The 23,466-nt window shown below is 28.7% G+C and carries 20 protein-coding genes and 1 riboswitch; of the genes, 15 read left to right on the plus strand and 5 right to left on the minus strand.

Annotated elements, in window-relative coordinates; genetic code table 11:
- Nucleotides 1-204 precede the first annotated feature (204 nt).
- The 4 genes from ABJG40_RS10700 to ABJG40_RS10715 are packed head-to-tail and all read right to left on the minus strand — an operon-like array spanning nucleotide 205 to nucleotide 3,313.
- The gene (locus ABJG40_RS10700; RefSeq protein ID WP_348024570.1) at nucleotides 205-1,431 is read right to left on the minus strand and encodes a divalent metal cation transporter; all 1,227 of its coding nucleotides are present in this window, start codon (nucleotides 1,429-1,431) and stop codon (nucleotides 205-207) included.
- 2 nt (nucleotides 1,432-1,433) lie between these two features.
- A complete protein-coding gene (locus tag ABJG40_RS10705; protein WP_348024571.1) occupies nucleotides 1,434-1,997 on the minus strand; it encodes an RNA polymerase sigma factor in 564 nt (187 codons plus the stop codon).
- On the minus strand, nucleotides 1,988-3,091 hold the full coding sequence (locus ABJG40_RS10710; RefSeq protein ID WP_348024572.1) for a glycosyltransferase: 1,104 nt from the start codon (nucleotides 3,089-3,091) through the stop codon (nucleotides 1,988-1,990). Before ABJG40_RS10710 ends, ABJG40_RS10705 begins: the two co-directional genes overlap by 10 nt.
- 15 nt (nucleotides 3,092-3,106) lie before the next feature.
- A complete protein-coding gene (locus ABJG40_RS10715) occupies nucleotides 3,107-3,313 on the minus strand; it encodes a membrane or secreted protein (protein WP_348024573.1) in 207 nt (68 codons plus the stop codon).
- 133 nt (nucleotides 3,314-3,446) lie between these two features.
- Between ABJG40_RS10715 and ABJG40_RS10720 the strand changes: the two genes are divergently transcribed.
- From ABJG40_RS10720 to ABJG40_RS10755, 8 genes are all read left to right on the plus strand, one after another.
- The gene (locus ABJG40_RS10720) at nucleotides 3,447-4,277 is read left to right on the plus strand and encodes a mechanosensitive ion channel family protein (RefSeq protein WP_348024574.1); all 831 of its coding nucleotides are present in this window, start codon (nucleotides 3,447-3,449) and stop codon (nucleotides 4,275-4,277) included.
- 81 nt (nucleotides 4,278-4,358) lie between these two features.
- Entirely contained in the window at nucleotides 4,359-4,937 is a 579-nt protein-coding gene (locus tag ABJG40_RS10725; protein WP_348024575.1) for an RNA polymerase sigma factor, read from the plus strand.
- A 59-nt stretch (nucleotides 4,938-4,996) separates the two neighbouring features.
- Nucleotides 4,997-5,320 (plus strand): hypothetical protein, encoded by a 324-nt coding sequence (locus ABJG40_RS10730; protein ID WP_348024576.1) that lies wholly within the window; start codon nucleotides 4,997-4,999, stop codon nucleotides 5,318-5,320.
- A gap of 5 nt (nucleotides 5,321-5,325) precedes the next feature.
- Entirely contained in the window at nucleotides 5,326-5,817 is a 492-nt protein-coding gene (locus tag ABJG40_RS10735) for a hypothetical protein (RefSeq protein ID WP_348024577.1), read from the plus strand.
- 866 nt (nucleotides 5,818-6,683) lie between these two features.
- A complete protein-coding gene (locus ABJG40_RS10740; RefSeq protein WP_348024578.1) occupies nucleotides 6,684-9,707 on the plus strand; it encodes a sensor histidine kinase in 3,024 nt (1,007 codons plus the stop codon).
- Entirely contained in the window at nucleotides 9,707-10,333 is a 627-nt protein-coding gene (locus ABJG40_RS10745) for a response regulator transcription factor (RefSeq protein ID WP_348024579.1), read from the plus strand. Before ABJG40_RS10740 ends, ABJG40_RS10745 begins: the two co-directional genes overlap by 1 nt.
- 791 nt (nucleotides 10,334-11,124) lie before the next feature.
- Nucleotides 11,125-15,954, plus strand: coding sequence for an FG-GAP-like repeat-containing protein (locus tag ABJG40_RS10750; RefSeq protein WP_348024580.1), 4,830 nt, complete (start codon nucleotides 11,125-11,127; stop codon nucleotides 15,952-15,954).
- A gap of 25 nt (nucleotides 15,955-15,979) precedes the next feature.
- Nucleotides 15,980-16,144, plus strand: coding sequence for a hypothetical protein (locus ABJG40_RS10755; protein ID WP_348024595.1), 165 nt, complete (start codon nucleotides 15,980-15,982; stop codon nucleotides 16,142-16,144).
- An 87-nt stretch (nucleotides 16,145-16,231) separates the two neighbouring features.
- Here the strand turns inward: ABJG40_RS10755 and aroB are convergent, their stop codons facing one another.
- The gene (aroB, locus tag ABJG40_RS10760; protein ID WP_348024581.1) at nucleotides 16,232-17,290 is read right to left on the minus strand and encodes a 3-dehydroquinate synthase; all 1,059 of its coding nucleotides are present in this window, start codon (nucleotides 17,288-17,290) and stop codon (nucleotides 16,232-16,234) included.
- A gap of 90 nt (nucleotides 17,291-17,380) precedes the next feature.
- On the opposite strand from aroB, the gene ABJG40_RS10765 reads away from it, so the two are divergent.
- The 7 genes from ABJG40_RS10765 to thiE all read left to right on the plus strand — a co-directional run bounded on the left by ABJG40_RS10765 (nucleotide 17,381) and on the right by thiE (nucleotide 23,435).
- Entirely contained in the window at nucleotides 17,381-18,544 is a 1,164-nt protein-coding gene (locus ABJG40_RS10765) for a proline dehydrogenase family protein (RefSeq protein ID WP_348024582.1), read from the plus strand.
- Nucleotides 18,544-18,840: an LETM1 domain-containing protein gene (locus ABJG40_RS10770; RefSeq protein WP_348024583.1), complete on the plus strand. Its 297-nt coding sequence runs from the start codon at nucleotides 18,544-18,546 to the stop codon at nucleotides 18,838-18,840. Before ABJG40_RS10765 ends, ABJG40_RS10770 begins: the two co-directional genes overlap by 1 nt.
- 50 nt (nucleotides 18,841-18,890) lie before the next feature.
- Nucleotides 18,891-18,986, plus strand: a riboswitch (TPP riboswitch).
- A gap of 68 nt (nucleotides 18,987-19,054) precedes the next feature.
- Nucleotides 19,055-19,258 carry a sulfur carrier protein ThiS gene (gene thiS, locus ABJG40_RS10775; RefSeq protein WP_348024584.1) on the plus strand — a complete coding sequence of 68 codons (204 nt, stop codon included), beginning with the start codon at nucleotides 19,055-19,057 and terminating at the stop codon, nucleotides 19,256-19,258.
- A gap of 54 nt (nucleotides 19,259-19,312) precedes the next feature.
- Nucleotides 19,313-21,172, plus strand: a complete 1,860-nt coding sequence (gene thiC / locus ABJG40_RS10780; RefSeq protein ID WP_348024585.1) for a phosphomethylpyrimidine synthase ThiC — start codon at nucleotides 19,313-19,315, stop codon at nucleotides 21,170-21,172.
- A 200-nt stretch (nucleotides 21,173-21,372) separates the two neighbouring features.
- Nucleotides 21,373-21,969, plus strand: coding sequence for a thiamine phosphate synthase (locus ABJG40_RS10785; RefSeq protein WP_348024586.1), 597 nt, complete (start codon nucleotides 21,373-21,375; stop codon nucleotides 21,967-21,969).
- Nucleotides 21,970-22,074: 105 nt separating this feature from the next.
- Entirely contained in the window at nucleotides 22,075-22,833 is a 759-nt protein-coding gene (locus ABJG40_RS10790; protein ID WP_348024587.1) for a hydroxymethylpyrimidine/phosphomethylpyrimidine kinase, read from the plus strand.
- Nucleotides 22,830-23,435: a thiamine phosphate synthase gene (thiE, locus tag ABJG40_RS10795; RefSeq protein WP_348024588.1), complete on the plus strand. Its 606-nt coding sequence runs from the start codon at nucleotides 22,830-22,832 to the stop codon at nucleotides 23,433-23,435. The genes ABJG40_RS10790 and thiE overlap by 4 nt, the downstream gene beginning before the upstream one ends.
- The last annotated feature ends 31 nt before the right edge of the window (nucleotides 23,436-23,466 follow it).

Raw genomic sequence — 23,466 nt, forward strand, 5'->3', positions numbered from 1 at the left:
AAAGACTAAAAAATAAAGATGATATATTTTAAAAACTTCCAGTTATTCCATCTTTAAAATGTTCTTAATCAGAAATTATAGTCTTAATAATAAAAAAGGAAATAGTAGCAATTATTAACTTTAAACGTAATTTATTTTTCTTTTTTTTAGTAAGTTTTTGGTTTGATATCATAGCAATAATTTTATTGTGAAGAAAAGAAAAAATTATAAGCTCATTAAAAACCAAAGACTAAATCCTATTAAAAAGACGATACCAATACTACTTAAAATTCTTAATAAAATTCCTGGTTGATGTTCTTTTGGAGTATGCTTACCTGTAATTAATTTAAAATTTAAAATAGCATAAAAAGGAGCTGTTAAAAAAGATAGAATTGTAGCTGTTTTAACTAATAAACCCATATTATCCATAAAGTAATATAAGATTAAAAAAGTACCTGTAAATAAGAAAATAATCCAAAACCAATAGCCAAATTTTAATTCTTTATTCATTAATAATTTAGTAGTTCTGTTCATTGCTCTAGGAGAAGCATCCATTGTAGTAATTGTTGTGCTAAACATGGTTGTAAAAGCAGCTATAGCAATAAATATGTAAGAAAAATCGCCAAGGTTTTGCGTGTATAAATTTATCAACTGCGAAGCAAAAACATTTCCTTTATTAGAAAATGATTCTCCAGATTTATACATTACTAATGTACCTAATAATAAAAAACAAATTCCTAAACAAAGTGTACCAATATAACCTATATTAAAATCAAAAATGGCATCTTTTCGTTTTGTTTTTATTACGGTAGTTTTGTCTTTTTCTATAGACCAAATAGAGTGCCAAATAGATACGTCTAAAGGTGCAGGCATCCATCCTAAAAAAGCAATTAAAAAAGTCAACTCTACAGTTCCGGAAGGAATAATTTGAGCTACATTAAAAGTGTCTTTTGTGCTAAATAATGCAACACTAACTGCAATAATGGTACTAATTGTTAAGATTACTATTATGTATTTCATTAAGTTGTCTAACAATTTGTATTTACCAATCACTAAAAATAGAACACTAATTAGCATTAATAATGTTGCCCAATTTACCAAACTTAGTTGTTCATTTAAACCAAAAAGCTGTGATGCTAAACCAGCTGTAACAATAGTTACTGCAGCTTGTATGGTAAACATGGTAGCAAAATTAAGAATGTAATAGGCAATTAAAACTCCTTTGCCTAACTTTTTATAACCATCTAATAAAGTCTCTCCTGTAGCAGCTGCATAACGTGGACCAAATTGAAAGAACGGATATTTAAAAACATGAACTAATATTAAGGCCCAAATAAGACCAAAACCAAAATCTGCACCTGCTTTTGTAGATTGTACTAAATGAGATACGCCAATTGCTGCACCTGCAAATAATAAACCTGGTCCTAGAGATTGTAAGAAAGATTTTTTCAAATTTAAGATTTCTTAATTATTTCTGCCAATAATTTTTTAGCACGTAATAATTTTACTTTTACATTATTCATTGGTTCATTTATTTGATCAGAAATTTCTTTATAACTCAATTCTTGAAAATAGCGTAGTTGTATAACTTCTTGGTATTTAGGTTTTAATTGTTTAATGTCTCTTAACAATTTTGCTAAATTTTGTTCGGTAATAATTTTATCTTCAGGAGTTGGGTTTTCATCAACAACCAAATAAGCTTGTTCTTCTTGTTCTTTAGAAGTATCTGCAGCTATAGAAATATTTTTTTTACGAATTAAATCTATATGTACATTTTTAGAAATTGTAATTAACCAAGTTTTAAAAACGTATTTGTTGTTATAAGTATCAATTTTATCAAAAGCCTTAGAAAATGTTTGAATAGTAATATCTTCTGCATCATTTTCGCTCTGAGTTCTTTTTAATTGAAAATTAAAAACATCTGCCCAAAAAGTATTTAACAAAAATCTAAAAGCAGATTGATTTCCATTTTTTGCTTTAGAGATATTTATTTCAAGTTTAGATTTGCTTACTTCCAATGATTTGGTTTTGATGTTAAATTAGTGATAAATATCGATAAATGAAATATTAGTAGCCCAATTTCTAAAAAAGGTAATACATAAATGAGTGTTGGTTCACTTAATTTCTTTGCAGAAAAACCGATAACAATAAATTGAACTAAGTAATATGTTAAAAATATTGGTAAAATAATTTGCCAAGGATAAAAGAAAAATAGAGTAGTAGCTAAAATAAAAAACAGCACTTTAGACATAAAGAATAATCCTAAGAAAAATTTATGCTTAAATTTATAATAATTTGCTGTAGAAATATGTCTTCTTTTTTGTCTAAACCATTCTACAAAACTCTTAGGAGCTAAAGATTCTGTAAAACTGTTTTTTGAAGTTGAAATTCTTGTATTTATTTTATTGGCAGCATCTTGTATAAACAAATCATCATCTCCAGACTTTATATGCATGTGATTAATAAAACCTTTCACATTAAAAAACTCTTGTCTATCATAAGCCAAATTACGACCAACTGCCATATATGGTGACCCTAGTTTTGCATAACTAAAATATTGAATAGCTGTTAATAAGGTTTCAAACCTTACAAATAAATTTACAATAGATTTTTCTTTTTTATATTTTCCATAACCCAAAATAATGGTTTTATCTTTATTAAAATTTTGAGCCATTTCATAAATCCAATGTTTAGAAAGTGGTTTGCAATCTGCATCAATAAATAATAAATGATCGTTTTTTGCAGCTTTAATTCCTAATGTTAAAGCATATTTTTTATTTCCCCAAAAAGCTTCAATATTTTCAACATTAATTATTTTAATGTTGTTATTTTCTTTTTTAAATGATTGCATTATTTCATCAGTATTATCAGATGAAGCATCATTTATTAATACAATTTCGAAGTTAGAGTATTCTTGATTAATTATTGATGGCAAAAAGGTCTTAAGATTTTTGGCTTCATTTTTTGCGCAAATAATTACAGATATAGGAAGTTCTAACACCTTTTTTTTATCCTTTTTATTGTCAAATAAAAAAGTAGAAAAGACTAAATAGTAAATAATTTGAATAGCTGTAATTACTACAAAAGAGTAGAAGAGTACAGTTAAAATCATTTAGTAAAAAAGTTATTAATTATTGTGTTGGGTATCATTACAAGTATCAAACTGATCTGGAGTTTTTCCACAAAAACCACAAGATTCACCAGTTTCATTTAATACAGGGTTTTGACTTGCACAAGTACCTGCAAATTTACCATCTTTTTTAGCCCAAATTTTAATGGCAATTCCAGCAACAGCAAGTGCTAATAAACCTAAAGTAAGCAGTAGTAATTTCATAAATATTAATTGTATTACAAAGATACATAATCTAAATTACTCTTTAAAAAATCTGATATAAATATTTTAATCGTGACTTTTTAAAAAAAAGGTGTCTTAATTTTAGAAAATATAATCAAAAAAAAAATACTCAATGGAAACAATTTCAGAATCATTAAAAAACTTTTATTATTCAATTTCTACAGGTTTAGGAAATTGGGGTTTACAATTAATAGGAGCAATAGCTGCTTTAATTATTGGTCTTTGGATTATTAGGTTTATTATGAAAGGAATTTCTAAACTTTTTGAAAAAAGAAGTTTTGATGAAACTTTACAGCCTTTTTTATTAACTACTATTGGTTTTATACTAAAACTATTATTAATAATTTCTATTGCAGGTATTGTAGGGTTACCTATAGCTTCTTTTGCAGCTTTATTAGCAGGTGTTGGTGTTGCAATTGGGGCAGCATTTAATGGATCTTTAGGGCATATAGCTTCTGGTATTATGTTGCTTATTTTTAAACCTTTTAAAGTAGGTGATTTAATTAAAACCAATGGTGCTTTTGGTTTTGTAAAAGAAATTTCAGTTTTTGTTACGGTTATCGAAACATTTCAAAATGAAACAGAAATTATTCCAAATTCTGCAATTACAGCTAATAAAATTACTAATTTAACTAAAATAGGTAATTTACGTATAGATATGCCATTTGCAATTAGATATGGTTCTGATATTGCAAAAGCAAAACAAATTGTATTAGATGTTCTTAAAAATGATAAAAACATTTTACAAGAAGGAGCAAATGCGCCAAGAGTTGCTGTTAACAACCTAGGTGAAAATAGTGTAGAGTTATTGGCTTTACCTTATGTAAATTGTGAAAATTATTGGGATGTTTATTGGGATACAAGACAGCAAATAGTAGAAGCTTTAGGAAGTGCAAATTATGAAGCACCTTTACCTCAAAGAGTTGTTACAATGACAAAGTAAAATATAAATACATAATATTTAAAAAAGACTGCTTTAATAAGCAGTCTTTTTTTGTAAGTTTACTTTTTAGAAAATAAATTATTGAGCGAAGATATTTTTATAGAAAAATTAAAAGCAGGAAAACAGAATGCTTATAGTCAATTATTAAGTGATTATCAGCAAAAAGTTTTTGGTACTTGTATTTCTTTTATACCAAATAAAGAAGATGCAGAAGATGTTGCTCAAGAAGTTTTTTTAGAAGTGTTTAAATCAATTCATAAGTTTAAAGGAGATTCTAAGCTATCTACTTGGATTTATAAAATTGCTACAAATAAATGCTTAGAATTTATTAGAAAAAAAAATACCAAAAAAAGGTTTGCTTTTATGCAAACTATTTTAGGGAATGAAATTCCTTTAGACAAAACAAGTTATTTTACAGAAGTAAATCATCCTGGTATTTTATTAGAAAATAAAGAAAAATCAGCAATTATTTTTAAAGCAATAAATACGCTTCCAGAAAACCAAAGAGTAATTTTTACATTAGCAAAAATTGATGGTAAGAGTTATCAAGAAATTGTTGAAATTACTGGTAAAAGTTTGCCTTCTATAGAGTCTATAATGTTTAGAGCTAAAAAAGGTTTACAAGAAAGATTAGAAAGTTTTTACAAAAAAGAAAATTAACGCAAGTTTTTATAAATTATTGCATCTAACTAAATAGTAATTGTTTAAGAACAAATAAAATGAAAAATAAAGAATATATAAACCAACAAGTAGAAGATACTTTTAAGGTATTAGATTCTATAGAAAAAGTAGAAGTAAATCATTTTTTTAAGCATAAAGTTTTACAACAATTAAATGCAGAAAAAGAAGAAAGTAAATTTATTTTTTCTTGGTTTACACCTCAATTGCAATTGGCAATTTTAAGTGTTATTTTGTTATTAAATCTTGGTTCAATTTTTTATGTTTTTAATAATTCGGTAGAAAAATCAAAAACAACTTCAGATATAGAAGCTTTTGCACAAGAATATTCATTACAATCAGATAATAGTTCTATTTTAAATTAAGGGTTATGAAATCTAAATTACTTCCTATAATTTTATTTTTATTAATTGTGTTAAATGGAGTTTTAATATTTATGTTGATAAATAAAACTCATGAAAACAAACAACCAAGACCAGAACGTAATTTCTTAACAGAAAAGTTAAATTTTACAAATAGTCAGAAAGAGCAATTTATGCAGTTTGATAATATGCATAGAGAAAGAATGCAAGAAATAGAACAATCTATAATGAAATATAAAGACGAACTTTTTAACTCTTTTCAAAAAGAAGGGTATAATATAGATTCTTTATCAACCAAAATAGGTCTTTTAGAAGGAAAGAAAGATGTAGAAATTTTTAATTTTTTTGGTAAAGTAAGAAGTTTGTGCACAAAAGAACAAGTTTTAAAATTCGATAAAATTATAAAACAAGCTTTAAAAGGTGGGCAAAATAGACCACCAAGAGAAGGTATGAATCATCCTCGAAGAGATGGAGAAATGCCACCCCCACCTCCAAGATAAATAGATTTTTGAGGTTAGTTGTTAGTTACATATAATTTTCTGTTCTCTACTTTATTTTTTTTCAACCATATAAGTTATTGCATACAATTATCACTTTAGCTTCTTTACTGATATGGTTCACAAAAATATATTGCAAAGAGCTGGCTGTAAAATCTTCGATTCTTATGGCATATATTCTTTTAACTTTTCATCTACAGTTAAATCAATAGCAGTTATAACTTTCTTTTTTTCGTCTACCCAGAGCAAATTCATCCACATGAACAATATCGGTCATAGAACTATTTCCACTACTTTGCATGGCTTATCTAATTTTGGGCATAAATAAACTTGTAGTCTTTTCTGATACACTAAAACGAACTAAAACATAACTTGTAGAAAGGCTTTTAGTACTTGTACTTATTTCAAAAACAATAAAGAAAGCTTATCTAAATCCAAACTTTATCTTGTGAAAAAGTGTGTTTGGTGTTGACAACTCTTGATGAGAATAATTATTACATGTAGGTAAAAAACCTTTTCTTATTTAACCTTTTTTATGACAATATTTATTACATTAAAATTCATCTTTCCATTTAATATCTGCCAAGTATTTCTTACAATCTTAATTCGTTTTAAAACGATTAGTAAACCCTAGAAAATTTTGACCCTTAAATATATTCATAATAATACTGTATTTATTGAATTTAAACACTGACCTCTAAAATATTACTTTGATTTACTTAATAATTAAACTCTATACTTTCCATAATTAAATCTTCAGGAACTTTATAAGTTATTTTAAATAAAACCGATAAACAATTTTAATATAATTAGAATTAGAAAATATTTTTTGTTTAAATTTAAAAAATATCTAATAAAACTAATTTCCTTTGTTTATAAATAAAAAACATTTATTATTAATTACCTTTTTTTTATCAATTACAGTTTTTGGTCAAAATATAAAATCAATTAATGCTTCAATTAATAATAAAGTTTTTAATAGCAAAAACGGATATGAAGTATATTCGGTAAATTCTATGATTTTTGATGATTTAGGTTGGCTTTGGGTTTCTGGATCAACGCTTGAATTATTAGAAGGAAAAATAGATGAAAGAACATCAATTATACAAAGGTATGATGGTAATAGATTTTATACTGTGCCTTTTCCAGATTTATTGGATGGTCCACCTAATTTTATAAAATTATTTAAAAGACAAGATGGACAGTTTTATATTATATTTATATGGCAAAATAAACAAAAACTTTTCTTACTAAACCCAGAAACACTACTTTTTAAAGAGGTGGTTCTTCCGTTTTCAAAAGAATATCAAGATATTTCTTTATTCTCTTATAAAGAATATTTTTTAGCTTATCTAAGTAAAAATAATGAAACAAATTTATTTCAACTAAATAGTAATTTAAAGTTTTCTTTATATCCATCAAAACAAATAATACCTGAAAACGGAAAAGGTTTTCCAGAGTTTAATCATTTTATTGGCTTAGAAGATCATTTTATTGCAAGTGAACTTCGTTCAGGAGTATTTATGTATACTAAAGAAGGTAGTTTAATAAAAAAAGTTACACTTTCTGATCTTGGACTAAAAAAGAAACAACTTAACTTTTCTTTAAATATAGATTTTTGGTTTAAAAGAGAAGGTGTTGTGTATGTCTATTTTGTTGGTATTGAAGGATGTTATCAATATAGTAAGAGAAAAAGAGAATGGAAAAAAACAAATTTTTTAGAGAATCAACTTACAAATAAGTTTAATAACAGATGGTTTTTTTTAGATGCTAAAGAAAATTTAATAATACAAGAATTAGATAAAGGTGGTTCTCAATTTATGTTTGATTTTAAAAATAATCTTTATAGAGCTCCTATTAAAAACAATTTTAGTAATGATTCAAAGAAAGCTTCAAGAGATCTGTCTAAAGAGTTATTTCTTGTAAATAAAGGTGTATTTTATCATTATCATTTTAATAATGATAATGTGAGTACATTTTTAGAAAAAAATAGTATTCGTAGTATGTTGCAATTAAACATAGATGAAGTGTTAATAACAACAGAATATGGAGGTTGGTATATTATCAATTTAAAAACGAAAGCATTAAACAAATATGAAATAACTTTTAATGATCACCCTTTTTTTGCATTAGAAGGTAGAGGCATTTTTGAAGATGAAAGTTATTATTGGAGTAATGATAATAAAGGTATTATTTGGGTAGATAAAAAAACGAAGGAAACTAAGTCTGTTATTTATTATCCAGTTACAACTATGGTTGAAGATGACAAGTATATATACTATGGTACAAGTTTTTATAATTTAATGAAGTTTGATAAAAAAAATAAAAAAAATACAATCCTTACTTCTACAAGTAAATATTATATACAAAGTATTTTAAAAGTTGATAACATTATATATTTGGCTTGTGAAGAAGGCTTAGTACTTTATGAAAATGAAACAACAACATTATACAATCCAAAAGAAAAAATTATCCATTCCATTTTTATATCCATTGCAAAACATCCAGAATATGGCATTTTATTAGGAAGCCAATCAGGTGAATTATTCCAATTTAATTCAGTAACTAAAGAATTTACGCTCTTATATAAAGATAAATTAAAAGCAAGTATTGCAACCATTTTATTGGATGATAAAGAGGGGATTTGGATGAATACCTACAATGGTATAATTTCTTTTGATACAAAAACAAAAGTAGCTAAAAGATACACCATGAATGATGGGTTGAGTTTTTATGAGGCGAACAGACACAGTGCATTAAAAACTGATGATGGACATTTTTTAGTAGGTACATTAAATGGTGTTAATTATTTTCATCCAGATGAAATTTCTAAAAAAATAATAGACGCAGAACTTAGGTTAACAGCTACTACGTATTTTGATAAAACAATTAAGAAAGTAGTAGAAGAGACATCACCACAAAAATTATCCTCTTTAAAATCTATTTCTTTACCACCAGAAAGTAAAAATTTACAACTGCAATTTAATTTGTTTGGTATCTATGATTCTAATAAAGTTAAGTATAGATATAGATTAAATAAAGGTTTATGGGTTGATTTAGCAATAGAAACGGAAGTTAGATTATCAAATTTATCATCAGGAGAGTACACTTTAGAAATTGAAGCTAATAACTCTATAAATGAAATTATAGGGAAACCAATTGTACTTTCGATTTCTGTGGATGAATTTTTTTATAAATCAGATTGGTTTTATTTTTTATTATTTATAGGATCGAGTGGTATTATATTATGGTATTTTATGGAAGAACGAAAAAAACATCAACTTAAAGAACAATTTTCAAGTCAGATTATTAGTTCTCAAGAAGAAGAACGTTCTAGAGTTGCCAAGGAATTACATGACAGTATTGGGCAAAGTTTGTTAGTCTTAAAAAATACAGTATCTAAAAAAGAAAATAAAAATACAACCGAATTAAAAATGATAGACAATGTAATAAATGAAGTAAGAAACATGTCTCATAATTTACATCCATTTCAATTTGAACAATTAGGACTTGTAAAATCTTTAGAGAATATGATGGATGCTTTTCAAAAAAGTTCAGATATTTTTTATTCTTATGAAATAGATGATGTTGATAAGTTTATATCTAAAGAAAAATCGCTTTTTATTTTTAGAATGCTACAAGAATGCATTGTTAATGTAGAAAAACATGCAAATGCAACAGCATGTAATTTAACGATTACAAATGAAACAAAAATTATAAGATTTGTTTTAAAAGATAATGGAACAGGTTTTATCGTAGATAAAGCAATGAATTCATTAATAAGTTTAGGATTAAAAAGCTTACAAGAACGAGCACAATATATTAATGCTATTTTAAGGATTAGATCAAAACCAAAAATTGGAACTACAATTATAATAAAAGTTAAAAAATAATGAGCATAACTATTGTATTGGCAGATGATCATCCACTATTATTAGCAGGAAATGAGCAGTTTTTAAAATCTAAAGGATATAAAATTGTAGCAACAGCTACCAATGGTAATAATGCCTATAATTCAATTTTAAAACACAGGCCTCAATTAGCAATTTTAGATTTTGATATGCCAGTTCAAAATGGATTAGAAGTAGCAAAATTATGTATCCAAAATTGCTTAAATGTAAAAATAATTATTCTTACATTACATAAACAAGAAGCAATAATTAAAGAAATAAGTACTTCTATTCAAGGTTATATTCTAAAAGATGATCAGTTAGTAGAGCTAGAAAATTGCATAAAAGAAGTATTAAAAGGAAAAACCTATGTCAGTAAAAATATACAAAATACAATTCATCTTTCTAGTGGAAAAAATGTTTTAGAAGGTTTAACCGCTACAGAAATAAAAATATTACACTATTTAGCAAAAAACATGTCTTCTTCAAATATAGCTGAAGAACTATTTATTTCTAAACGTACTGTAGAAAAACATCGAAGTAATATTATTCATAAATTAGGAATAAAATCTTCACAAAATGCACTCTTATTATGGGTACAAAAGAATGCTAATATCTTCAATACGTAGGTTTACGTATAACACAATACTCTTATTATAATTATTTTTGAGGATGAAATCCTTAGAAAAGCATAGACAACTAACTCCTGTAGAAATAGAAATTTTACGATATATAAAAGATGGTTTTTCTTCGTTACAGATTGCTCAACTACGTAATTGCTCTGTAAGGACTATAGAAAAGCATCGAAGTAATATTATCTCAAAATTAAACATACCATCTTCACAAAATGCCCTATTAATATGGGCATTTAAACATCCTAAATTGTTTAATACGTAGGTCTACGTATTAAATAAACTACTTTTAAAGAATAATTTCACATCTTAATTATATTATAACTAAGTAAGCCTATTAACTCTTTAAGCTAAATGCATTATAGGTAATTACCTTGGATAAATAAGATTTTTTGGTTTTTATTCCTATAATTTTTTTGTTTGTGACTATGGAAGATTATGTTAAAGGTATGAGTCTTAATAAAAAAAAATATTGACTAATTTATTATGAGTATTTCAAGTAGTATGATAAAAAATAAATAATTATTTTCCCCAATTTAAGAGTGTTAAAAGTCCAATCAATTTATGGTTGGACTTTTTTTTAAAATAAAAATTATACCTTAAAAATTGGTAAAGAAAAGTATGAAATAGTAGTTTATTTTTAATAACAATATTTTTTATCAAAATAGTTTTTTTCAGACTAGTAGGTCTACGTATTTCACACGCTACTATTACACTTTAATTTTGCAATTGAAACCAAGTTATATGGTTTTTAATATTTAAACTCATATTAAAATAATTCAACTGTAATGAAAAATTTAACCTTTCTTTTGTTTTTTCTCAGCTTTAATTTTACAAATGCTGAATATTTAACACCAGATCTAAATTTAGTAAATAGAAATCTTAAAAATTTAAAAAGCAATGCTGTTACTCTTGCATATAACAACTTAAATGTTGGTCGTGTAAACAATAACAGGGTTAATGCTGAAGAGGTGGTTTTGGCACCCAATTTAATAAGCACAAGTCCTTTAGCATCAGCAACTAATATTTCAGCAGCAGCTAATATTATTCTAACTTTTGATAGCGCTATAGATGCAACTAGTGTTACGTCAACAAATATTGTAATTTCTGGCTCGCAAACAGGAATAATTGAAGGTGTTTTTACAGGAGGAAATTCTAGTAGTATTACATTTAATCCAAACAATAACTTTAAACCTGGAGAGCTAATAACTGTAACTACCACTACAAATTTAAAAAGTGTAGATATTGCTTTAGCTGCATCAAAAGTATTTCATTTTACAGTTACTACTAAAGCAGTAGCTCCTCCTGTTGTTTCTACAGAAAACACTGTTAGTACTACTTCTGATAGAGTTGATAATGTAGTTGTAGGTGATATAGATGGAGATGGAGATTTAGATATGGTATCATCTTCTACAAATGATAGTACAATAGCTTGGTATAAAAATGATGGTGCTTCAAACCCTACTTTTACTAAAAATATAATTAGTAATACTACTCTTGCTGCAAGAAGTGCAATAATAGGTGATGTAGATGGAGATGGAGATTTAGATGTTTTGGCGGTTTCAGAAACAGATACTACAATCGTTTGGTTTGAAAATGATGGAGCAACAAACCCTACTTTTACCAGAAGGGTAGTAACTAGCACTGCTATTTTACCTAGAATTATTACTGTTGGTGATATTGATAGTGATGGTGATCTAGACATTTTATCAGGTTCTCTTCTTTCTAGTAATATATATTGGTATGAAAATGATGGTACAAGTAATCCTACTTTTACTAAACAACTATTAACGGATACTATTTCTGGTGCTACAAGTATAACTGTAGGTGATATAGATAATGATGGAGATTTAGATATTTTGTCCGGAGATGTAAATGATAAAATAGATTGGTACGAAAATGATGGTGCTGAAAACCCATCTTTTACTAAAATTTTAATAAATAATACTATTGATTGGCCTAAAAGTGTAACTGTTGGTGATGTAGATATTGATGGCGATTTAGATATCTTATCTGCATCTGTAGACAATACAATAGCTTGGTATGAAAATGATGGAGCAACAAATCCTGTATTTACAAAAATGGTTGTAACTACTAGTGCAGATACCCCAGTTAATATAGTAGTAACTGATATAGATGGTGATGGAAATTTGGATATTTTATCAGGTTCATATGAAGATGATAAAATAGTTTGGTACCAAAATGATGGTACCACAAACCCTACTTTTACTAAGGTGGCAATAAGTACTACTCTTGTTTCCAATAATATAACTAGTGGAGATATAGATGGAGATGGTGATTTAGATATCATTTCATCTTCTATTGATGAAGATAGTATAGCTTGGTATGAGGTAGAAGAGGATTTATATTTAACGAGTACAGTTCCTTTAGATGCATCAAGAAATATTTTAGAAGATGCCAATATTACACTTGTTTTTAGTGCTCCTGTAGATGCTGCTACAGTAACAGCAACTAATATTCTAGTTTCAGGATCAGAAACTGGGAGTATTACAGGTGTTTTTACTGGTGGTAACACTAATACAATTGTCTTTAATCCTAGTGCTAATTTTAACCCAGGAGAAATAATTACAGTAACAACTACTCCAGAATTAGAAAGTGTTGGATTCTCTTTAGCTAATTCAGGAGTTTTTCAATTTACTATTGCTAAATCGATATTATTAAATACAAGTCCATCAGCAACAGCAACTAATATTCTAGCAAATACAGATATTGTACTTACTTTTCTATCTAATATAGATGCAGCTACAGTAACGGCAAATAATATTGTAATAACAGGATCTCAAACAGGTAATATTGATGGAGTTTTTACAGGAGGTGATACTAATATTATTACTTTTAATCCAACAACTAATTTTAACTCTGGTGAAATAGTTACAGTAATGATTACCACAAATGTAAAAAGCGTTGGTGTGCCTTTAGCTACTCCAATAGTATTTAATTTTACTGTAGCAACTACTTTAGTGCCAGATTCAATGACCTTTATAAATAATAAGATTGATACTACTGTTGACATGGCAACTGATGTAACTATAGGAGATATAGATGGTGATGGTGATTTAGATATTTTATCAGCTTCATATTGGGATGATACTATAGCTTGGTATCAGAATGATGGTAATGCAGATCCAACTTTTGTTAAAAATATTGTTACAGAATCGGCTTCAGGAGCTAGTAATATAGTTCTAGGTGATATAGATAATGATGGAGATTTAGATGTTATTTGTGCATCTAGTTATGATGATACGCTTGCATGGTTTGAAAATGATGGTGCTGTAATTCCTTCTTTTACTAAAATGGAAATAACGAATACAGCTTTATCACCATATAGTGTTTCAATAGGTGATATAGATGGAGATGGAGATTTAGATATTCTTTCTGCATCGTACAGTGATGATACTATTGCATGGTATGAAAACGATGGAGCAAGTAATCCTACTTTTAATAAAATTGTAGTAACTAATGATGCTGATGGAGCTTATAGTGTTGCAGTCGGTGATATAGATGGAGATGGAGATTTAGATATTCTTTCAGCATCTTATAGTGATGATACAATAGCATGGTATAAAAATAATGGAGCAGTAAATCCTACTTTTAATAAAATAGTACTAACAAGCATTGCAGACGGAGCTATTAGTGTAAATGTTGGAGATGTAGATAATGATGGAGATTTAGATATTTTATCAACTTCTTACAGAGATGATACTGTTTTATGGTTTGAGAATGATGGGGGAGTAACTCCTTCATTTAATAAAATAGTAATAACAAATACTGCAGATGGTGCACAAAATGTAAATGTTGGAGATATAGATGGTGATGGTGATTTAGATATTTTATCTGCTTCAAAAGCTGATGATTCGATTGCTTGGTATAAGAATAATGGGGCAGTAGATCCTGTTTTTAGTAAAATTTTAATAACCAACACTGCAGATAATCCTATAGGGTTAGCATTAGGAGATGTTGATGGAGATGGAGATTTAGATGTTTTTTCTGCTTCTTTTAATGATGATACAATCGCTTGGTATGAAACCGTTGGAGGTAATATTTTTACAATAGCAAATGGTACTTGGTCAGCTCCAGAGAATTGGAGTTTAGCAAGAACACCCATTCAAACAGATAATGTAATTATTGAAACTGGAAAAAATGCAACCGTAGATATTTCTAATGCTGTTGCAAAGAATTTAAATTTAGGTGGTAACTTAACAATTGATGTAAATAAAGCTTTGTCTTTACAGGGAAACCTAATTAATAAAGGAACATTAATAGCTAATTCAGGTAGTTCCTTAATTGTATCTGGTACATCTAATGGAAATATTACTTATAATAGAAATTTACCAACAACTAATTGGTATTTAGTTTCTTCTCCTGTTGTTGGAGAAACCATTGAAAATTATAGAATTAATAATGATTTAGCTACAGGTTCAGGAATTAATATAGGATTAGCACCTTATTTAAATAATGGTTCTGCATGGAATTACCAAACCACAGCTAGTACAGGAATTATGAATTCTGGAGTTGGATATTCAACAAAACTTTCTACTCCAGGCAATGTCTCTTTTACAGGTGAAATACCAACAGGAAATATTTATATTCCTATACAAGAAGGATCAGCAGATAAATTTAATTTAATAGGAAATCCTTATCCATCTTATATTCCTGCTAACTCTGATGCAGATAGTAGTAGTAATATTTTAACATTTAATTCTTCTGTATTAAATGAAGAAACACTTTGGTTTTGGGATCAATCAGTAGGTTATTATGTGGCAGTAAATCAGGTAGGTAGCCGTTTTATTGCCCCTGGTCAAGGTTTTTTTGTGAGTGCTAAACCTGGTGGAGGAACATTTTCTTTAACAGAGGACATGCAGAGTCATCAAACAACAGATATTTTTAGTAAAACTACTAATAAAAGGTTTCAAATTAAATTAGCAATTACTAATGAAGTTAATACAAAAAGTACAGATATTTATTATGTAAACGGAACTACTACTGGCTTTGATAATGGGTACGACAGTTCTATTTTTTCAGGTACAGGAAATAATAGTTTTGAAGTATACACACATTTAGTAACAGATGATAAAGGGTTAGACTTGGCAATTCAATCTTTACCAAATAGTAATTATGAAAATATGATTATTCCTGTAGGTGTTAATGCAGAATTAGGAACTGAAATTACTTTTTCTGCTGATGTGTTAAATATACCAAGTAAGTTAGATGTGTATTTAGAAGATAAATTAACTAATACTTTTACTCTTTTAGGTGAGTCAGAAGCCAATTATAAAGCAACATTTTCAGATACATATAATGGTATAGGAAGGTTTTATATACATACAAATAGTAGTTCTATATTAAACACAAGTACTATTTTGTCTGAAACAATTAATATCTATAAAGTTGATAATAACACCATAAAAATTTCAGGATTACAAAATCAAAAAGCTATGGTAAAGCTATTTGATATACAAGGAAAACAAATGATGCAAGAATTGTTTACTGCAGAAAAAGAGAAAAATATTTTGATTCCTAAAATAGCAAAAGGTATTTATATTGTTCAGTTATATACTGATAAAGGAAAAATGAATCAAAAAATAGTTATAGAATAATTAAAGAGAATCTTAAATCCTAAATATGATGAAAAATAACAAAGAAATTACGCGTAAAGATGCCCTCAAAAAAATAGGGAATTATGGTAAATATACTGCATTAACAGCATTAGGGACTTATATGATACTAAATCCTCAAAAAGCACAAGCACAAAGTGCTCCAGAAGCCCCAGGAAGTGGAGGTTTTTAATTAATAAGCTACTTGATAAAATATATGATTTCCCCCCAAAACATTCAAGTAGCTCTAAAGCCCAATCTTTAATATAGGTTGGGCTTTTTATTTATTATAAAACTCCATACTTTCCATAATTAAATCTTCAGGAACTTTACAATCTATTTTGTGGTTTTCAAAATCGTTTAAAAGCACAAAATTTACTTGTCCATTAACATTTTTCTTATCGTGTTTCAGCAATTCTATGATATTAGAAAAATCTTCTTTTAAAAGATTTGTTTTGTTGTAAATAGATAAAACAACTTCTTTTACTTCGTTTACTTTTTCTGAAGGGAAACCTAATAATTTTGACGACATATAACATTCGCAAACCATTCCTATAGCAATAGCTTCACCATGAGTTAAATTTTCTTTGTCTTCAGATTCTAAGTAAAAAGATTCAATAGCATGCCCTAAAGTATGACCAAAATTTAAAATTTTTCGTAAGTTTTGTTCTTTAGGATCCTGTAAAACAACTTCGTTTTTAATTTCTATAGACCTAAATATTAAATCGCTAATTTTTAGGTTTTTATTGTCTTTTATTTCATTAAAAAGTGTAATATCATAAGTAACACCATATTTAATAATTTCTGCAGTACCAGATTTAATTTCTCTTTCTGTAACAGTAGTTAAATAATCTGTATCTACAATAACCATTTCTGGGTTTGCAAACAAACCAATTTGGTTTTTTAAAACACCTAAGTCTACACCAGTTTTTCCACCAACAGAAGCATCTACCATAGAAAGCAAAGTAGTAGGAATGTTTACAAAATCGATTCCACGTTTAAAACAAGAAGCAACAAAACCACCTAAATCGGTAATTACACCACCACCTAAAGTAATTAATAAACTTTTTCGATCACCACCCAATTCGGTAATCGCATTCCAGACACCAACACAAGTTTCTAGATTTTTATTAATTTCTCCAGACTCAATTTCAATAACTTCAATTTGTTTATCAGTACTTAAATTTTGAATAAATTTAGGGTAACAATGATCAAAAGTATTCTCATCAACCAAAATAAAGATTGTAGAATAATTGTTTTTGCTCACTAAATCAGAAAGTTCTTTATATGCTTTGTCTTGAAAATGAACAGGATATGTAACTGCTTGTATAGATTTCATTGGTAATTTATTAAGTGTGCAAAATAAAAATAAAAAAAACAAATATTACCATTCTATAGTTATATTTGTTTTTATAATTTAAGATAGAAAATGAAACTTTTTGATAATACTGAAGTTGCTTTTGCATTAAAATCGGACTCTCAATTAGAGAGAGCGTATTTTTTATTTAAAATGATTCAAAGTCAACCAATGGTAAAGATTGGTAGTGCTGTAACTAATTTTGCGTTAAAAGCGCATTTACCCATAGAAGGTTTAATCCGGTCTACGGTTTTTGATCATTTTTGTGGTGGTGTAACAGAAGATGATTGTTTGCCAATTATAGACAATATGTATAAAAAAGGAAACGTACATAGTGTTTTAGATTATTCTGTAGAGGGTAAAGAAGAAGAAGCTAGTTTTGATGCCGCTTTAGAAAAAATATTAAGAATCATTTCTTTTTGTGAAGAAAAAAAATCAATTCCGTTTGCAGTTTTTAAACCAACGGGTTTTGGACGATTTGCGTTATATCAAAAGTTAACAGAAGGAGAAAGTTTAACAGAATTGGAGCAAGAAGAATGGAGTAGAGTAGTTGATCGTTTTCATGCAGTATGTAAATTAGCTGTAGCAAAAGATGTTCCTTTATTAATTGATGCAGAAGAAAGCTGGATGCAAAAAGCTGCGGATGAATTAATAGAAGAATTAATGGCAACTTACAACACCGAAAAAGCCATTGTCTTTAATACATTACAAATGTATAGACATGATAGAATGGAGTATTTAAAAGATCTTCATCAAAAAGCACAACAAAATGGATTCTATATTGGGATGAAAGTGGTAAGAGGGGCTTATATGGAAAAAGAACGAGAAAGAGCCGAAGAAAAAGGATATCCATCACCAATTTGTACAGACAAACAAGCTACAGACATCAATTATGATACTGCAATAAAATACATGATGGAGCATCAAAAAATGGCTTTATTTGCAGGGACTCATAATGAGGATAGTTCTTATTTATTGATGCAATTAGCAAAAGAATATCAGATAAAAGAAGATGATAAAAGGCTTTGGTTTGGACAATTATTTGGTATGAGTGATCATATAAGTTACAATTTAGCAGACCAAGGTTATAATGTGGCAAAGTATTTACCTTTTGGCCCTGTTAGAGATGTAATGCCATATTTAATAAGAAGAGCAGAAGAAAACACTTCGGTTGCAGGACAAACAAGTAGAGAGTTGAATCTTTTAAAAACAGAAAGAAAAAGAAGGAAATTATAATGACAAGTATCGAAGAGATAAAGTTATTGTTGATTAGAAATAAAAAGAGACTTGATTTAGAATTAAAGCAAAGTAAAGAAGCTGTTTATTTAATTAAGAAATCTACACGGTCTAATTTATCAGAAGAAGAAAAAGAAAAAATTAAGGTACAGTTACTAGATATTTGTAAGGCTGTACCGGCTTTAGCTGTTTTCTTATTACCTGGTGGCGCATTATTATTACCGCTTTTAATCAAATTAATTCCAGACATTTTACCTTCGGCATTTCAAGATGATTTACCAGAAGACAAAAAATAAAAAATACCATCTTCATCATTTATATTATTTTTTTATAATATATTTGAACTATTAAACTTTAGGAGTAGCTAGTTAAACTAGTTTGAGAAATATCCTTAGAACCTGATTTGGTTAATACCAACGTAGGAAAAAGTCATTCTTAAATGCATGCTTTACATTTATATATGTACGGTTTTGTATCTATTTTTCTTCTAAAGTTTACTTTAAATCAATTATGATGACGATAAAAGTAAACAACGAAACGCAAGACATTTCTAAAAACACAACCTTACAAGAATTGGTAGACTTTTTAAAAGTAAAAACCAATGGTATTGCAATTGCCATTAATAGCAATGTTGTAAAAAGAACGGATTGGTCTTCTAAAACTCTTCAGCAAGAAGATGTTGTTTTAATTATTAAATCTACACAAGGCGGTTAGCCGATAAGTAATTACTTAATTTTACAAAAAAACAAACAACAATTTCTGTTAACAATGAAGAAAAAAGACACAGCTCCTAAAAAAGGACAAGTAACAAGAAACCCTTTTCCAAATTCAAAAAAGATTTATGTTCAAGGTAAGTTGCACTCACAAATTAAAGTGGCAATGCGAGAAATTTCTTTGAGTGATACTGTAGATTCTATCACAAAAAGCAAAACACCCAACGAGCCTATAACGGTGTATGATACTTCTGGACCTTATACCGATCCCAATAAAGAAATTAACATCCATAACGGAATTGAAAGAATTCGTGAAAAATGGATTTTAGACAGAAGAAATGTAGAGCAATTAGACGAATTTTCTTCGGAATATTGCAACGAGCGTTTAAACGATAAAAGTTTAGACCACATGCGTTTTTCTTTATTAAAGAAACCATTACGAGCAAAAAAAGGGAAAAACGTTACCCAATTGCATTATGCAAAACAAGGTATGATTACTCCAGAAATGGAATACATTGCAATTCGTGAAAACCAACGAATTGATGAAATGACAGAAATAAGAAAGCAACACAAAGGTGAACATTTTGGAGCATCAATTCCTAATAAAATAACTCCAGAGTTTGTACGAAGTGAAGTAGCAAGAGGGCGTGCTGTAATTCCGTCTAATATCAATCATCCAGAAGCAGAACCTATGATTTTAGGAAGAAACTTCTTGGTAAAGATCAATGCAAATATTGGTAATTCTGCAACCACATCTTCTATAGAAGAAGAAGTAGAAAAAGCCGTTTGGGCTTGCCGTTGGGGGGCAGATAATATTATGGATTTATCCACAGGGCAGAATATTCACGAAACGCGCGAATGGATTATTCGTAATTCTCCTGTGCCTGTAGGAACCGTGCCTATTTATCAAGCTTTAGAAAAAGTAAACGGAGTTGCAGAAGATTTAACTTGGGAGATTTTCCGTGACACTTTAATCGAGCAAGCCGAACAAGGTGTCGATTATTTTACCATTCATGCTGGTGTTTTGTTGCGTTATGTTCCTATGACAGCGAAACGTGTAACGGGAATCGTTTCTCGTGGTGGATCTATTATGGCAAAATGGTGTTTGGCACATCATAAAGAAAGTTTTTTATATACACATTTCGAAGATATTTGCGAAATTTTAAAACAATACGATGTTGCTTTTTCTTTAGGTGATGGTTTGCGTCCTGGTTCTATTGCAGACGCTAATGACGAAGCGCAATTTGCTGAATTAGAAACTTTAGGAGAGTTGACACAGATTGCTCGCAAACACGATGTACAATGTTTTATAGAAGGCCCTGGTCACGTGCCAATGCACATGATTAAAGAAAATATGGAAAAGCAAATTGAAGTTTGTGACGAAGCGCCTTTTTATACTTTAGGTCCGTTAACAACAGATATTGCACCAGGTTACGATCATATAACATCAGGAATTGGAGCTGCTATGATTGGTTGGTACGGTTGCGCTATGTTGTGCTACGTTACACCAAAAGAGCACTTAGGTTTGCCTAATAAAGAAGATGTTCGTGTGGGTGTGGTAACGTATAAATTAGCGGCGCATGCGGCAGATTTGGCAAAAGGACATCCAGGAGCACAACACCGAGATAATGCATTGAGTATGGCGCGTTTTGAGTTCCGTTGGGAAGACCAATTTAACTTAGGTTTAGATCCAGAGCGTGCTCGTGAGTATCACGATGAAACCTTACCTGCAGCAGGAGCAAAAATTGCACATTTCTGTTCTATGTGCGGACCAAAATTCTGTTCTATGAAAATATCTCAGGAAGTTCGTGATTTTGCTGCCGAAAACGACATTGTAGATAATGAAGTCATCGCTAAAGGTTTCGAAGAAAAATCGAAAGAGTTTAAAGAAAAAGGATCAGAAGTGTATTTGTAATATTATTAGGAAGTTCCCACGCTTAGAAAAAAAGCGTGGTCGGGCTTTCCGTTATATCTTTTGCAGAAAAAGCAAAAGGATGCCACTTTAATCCCTAACTCAATCAACAGATTCGTAATTACAAGAAGTTAAAAATTATTGTCATTACGAGGAGGTACGAAGAAGTAATCTCATTTTTTAAAATCAAAACCAAAAATATTATGATAGTTCTTATTGCACCAGAAAATGATATTCCGAATGAAATTGAAATACTTCATCAATTATTTCAAGAAGGTTTAGAATATTATCATTTTAGAAAACCAAATAAAAATTATCAAGAACATTGTAACTACTTAAATAAGATAGATAAAAAATATCACAATAAAATTGTGGTGCATTATTATCACGAATTAATAAACGATTTTAATTTAAAAGGCATTCATTTTCAAGAACAAAAGAGAATCGATCATATTGATACCCCAAGTGAATATTTTAAAAATCTAAGTCTATTTGGTAAAACAATAAGTTCTTCGTTTCACGATCCTGAGGTTTTAAAAGGGTGCTATTTTGAGTTTGATTATCATTTATTAAGTCCTGTTTTTTCTTCTATTTCTAAAGAAGGATATGAAGGCAGAGGTTTTGATGTGAATAATATTGATAAAACCATTATCGGAATGGGCGGAATTAATACAGACACTATAAAACAAACTTTAGAATTAGGTTTTAATGGAGTTGGTGTTTTAGGTGGCGTTTGGAATGCAAAAAACTCATTAGAGAGTTTTAAAAGTATAAAAGAGAAGTTTTACTCGTTAATTTAATGAAAAGTCATTCCGATTGACGAAAGAAAGAAGGAACCTCTTTGTCTCGAATATGAATAATTATATGTCAGTTCGAGCGCAGTCGAGAACTAAAAAAATAAAAAATTGAATCAAAAAAACTACATATTAACGATAGCAGGTTTAGATCCTAGCAGCGGAGCAGGAATAACGTCAGATATCAAAACATTTGAAACGCATGGTTTGTATGGATTATCAGTTTGTACCGCTGTTACGGTTCAAAATGATATTACTTTTAAAGATTGTATTTGGATAGAAGAATCTATTATTCTGAACCAAATAGAAACACTTTTCGATCGTTTTAAAATTCCTGTTGTAAAAATTGGCATTATTCAGTCTTGGGAAATTTTGTTAACAGTCATTCTAAAATTAAAAAAACTAAATCCTGAAATTAAAATAATTTTAGATCCTATTTTAAGCGCAAGTGCGGGTTTTACATTTCATACAAAGCAAGATGTATTCATTTTAGAAAAGGTGTTCGAAAACTGTTTTTTTATCACTCCTAACTACAATGAAATAAAAGAATTATTCCCCAATAAAACCATAGATGAAACTATCGATTTTATATCAGAAAAAACAAATATTTATCTAAAAGGAGGTCATAGAACCGATAAAAAAGGTTTGGATGAGGTGTATTATAGTAAAATTGTAAAACTTAATATTCCGCCAACAGCGAAGGAAGTATCCGAAAAACACGGTAGTGGTTGTGTTTTATCAGCAGCATTGGCTTCTAATTTTGTAGTAAAAATGACTTTAGAAGATGCTTGCAAACAAGCGAAGTTATACACAGAACAATTTTTAAACTCAAACAATTCCCTTTTAGGAATTCATACTTATAAAAAATGATTAATAAATTACATTATATCTCTCAAGGAGCAACGCCACAAGAGCATTTAAACAACATACAAAATGCATGTAATGCAGGTATAGAATTGGTGCAATTACGATTGAAAAATGTTGATGAAAATACAGTTTTAGAAACGGCAAAAAAGGCAAAAGAGATTACAGATAATTTTCAGACAAAATTAATAATCAACGATTATTATAAAGTAGCTTTAGCGGTAAAAGCAGCCGGAGTGCATTTAGGTAAAACCGATGCTTGTCCTTTAGAAGTAAGAAAAGAATTAGAATCTTGGCAAATTATTGGAGGTACCGCAAATACCCTAGAAGATTGTAAAAATCTGATTGAAAAGAAGGTAGATTATATTGGCTTAGGTCCGTTTCAATTTACAAAAACTAAGAAAAATTTAAGTCAGGTTTTAGGTATTGAAGGTTATAGAAAACTCTTAAAAGAACTAAAAACAGAAACACCAATTATAGGCATTGGAGGCATCACATTAAACGATGTTTCCTCTATTCTAGAAACTGGTATTTACGGAATTGCAGTTTCTGGAGTCATCACCAAAGATGTAAATAGTATTGCTAAATTTCAAGAAGTTTTAAATTAAAAAGTAAATGTCTTATGGAGTTCAGCTAAAA

This window comes from Polaribacter sp. (genome assembly GCF_039939415.1).
Taxonomy (GTDB): Bacteria; Bacteroidota; Bacteroidia; order Flavobacteriales; family Flavobacteriaceae; genus Polaribacter.

Coding starts and splice junctions, on each gene's coding strand:
- ABJG40_RS10785 (WP_348024586.1), top strand. CDS start 21,373: ATGATAGTTCTTATTGCACCAGAAAATGATATTCCGAATGAAATTGAA.
- ABJG40_RS10710 (WP_348024572.1), bottom strand. CDS start 3,091: ATGATTTTAACTGTACTCTTCTACTCTTTTGTAGTAATTACAGCTATT.
- ABJG40_RS10770 (WP_348024583.1), top strand. CDS start 18,544: ATGACAAGTATCGAAGAGATAAAGTTATTGTTGATTAGAAATAAAAAG.
- ABJG40_RS10755 (WP_348024595.1), top strand. CDS start 15,980: ATGATGAAAAATAACAAAGAAATTACGCGTAAAGATGCCCTCAAAAAA.
- thiE (WP_348024588.1), top strand. CDS start 22,830: ATGATTAATAAATTACATTATATCTCTCAAGGAGCAACGCCACAAGAG.
- thiC (WP_348024585.1), top strand. CDS start 19,313: ATGAAGAAAAAAGACACAGCTCCTAAAAAAGGACAAGTAACAAGAAAC.
- aroB (WP_348024581.1), bottom strand. CDS start 17,290: ATGAAATCTATACAAGCAGTTACATATCCTGTTCATTTTCAAGACAAA.
- ABJG40_RS10715 (WP_348024573.1), bottom strand. CDS start 3,313: ATGAAATTACTACTGCTTACTTTAGGTTTATTAGCACTTGCTGTTGCT.
- ABJG40_RS10750 (WP_348024580.1), top strand. CDS start 11,125: ATGAAAAATTTAACCTTTCTTTTGTTTTTTCTCAGCTTTAATTTTACA.
- ABJG40_RS10765 (WP_348024582.1), top strand. CDS start 17,381: ATGAAACTTTTTGATAATACTGAAGTTGCTTTTGCATTAAAATCGGAC.
- ABJG40_RS10720 (WP_348024574.1), top strand. CDS start 3,447: ATGGAAACAATTTCAGAATCATTAAAAAACTTTTATTATTCAATTTCT.
- ABJG40_RS10735 (WP_348024577.1), top strand. CDS start 5,326: ATGAAATCTAAATTACTTCCTATAATTTTATTTTTATTAATTGTGTTA.
- ABJG40_RS10745 (WP_348024579.1), top strand. CDS start 9,707: ATGAGCATAACTATTGTATTGGCAGATGATCATCCACTATTATTAGCA.
- thiS (WP_348024584.1), top strand. CDS start 19,055: ATGATGACGATAAAAGTAAACAACGAAACGCAAGACATTTCTAAAAAC.
- ABJG40_RS10730 (WP_348024576.1), top strand. CDS start 4,997: ATGAAAAATAAAGAATATATAAACCAACAAGTAGAAGATACTTTTAAG.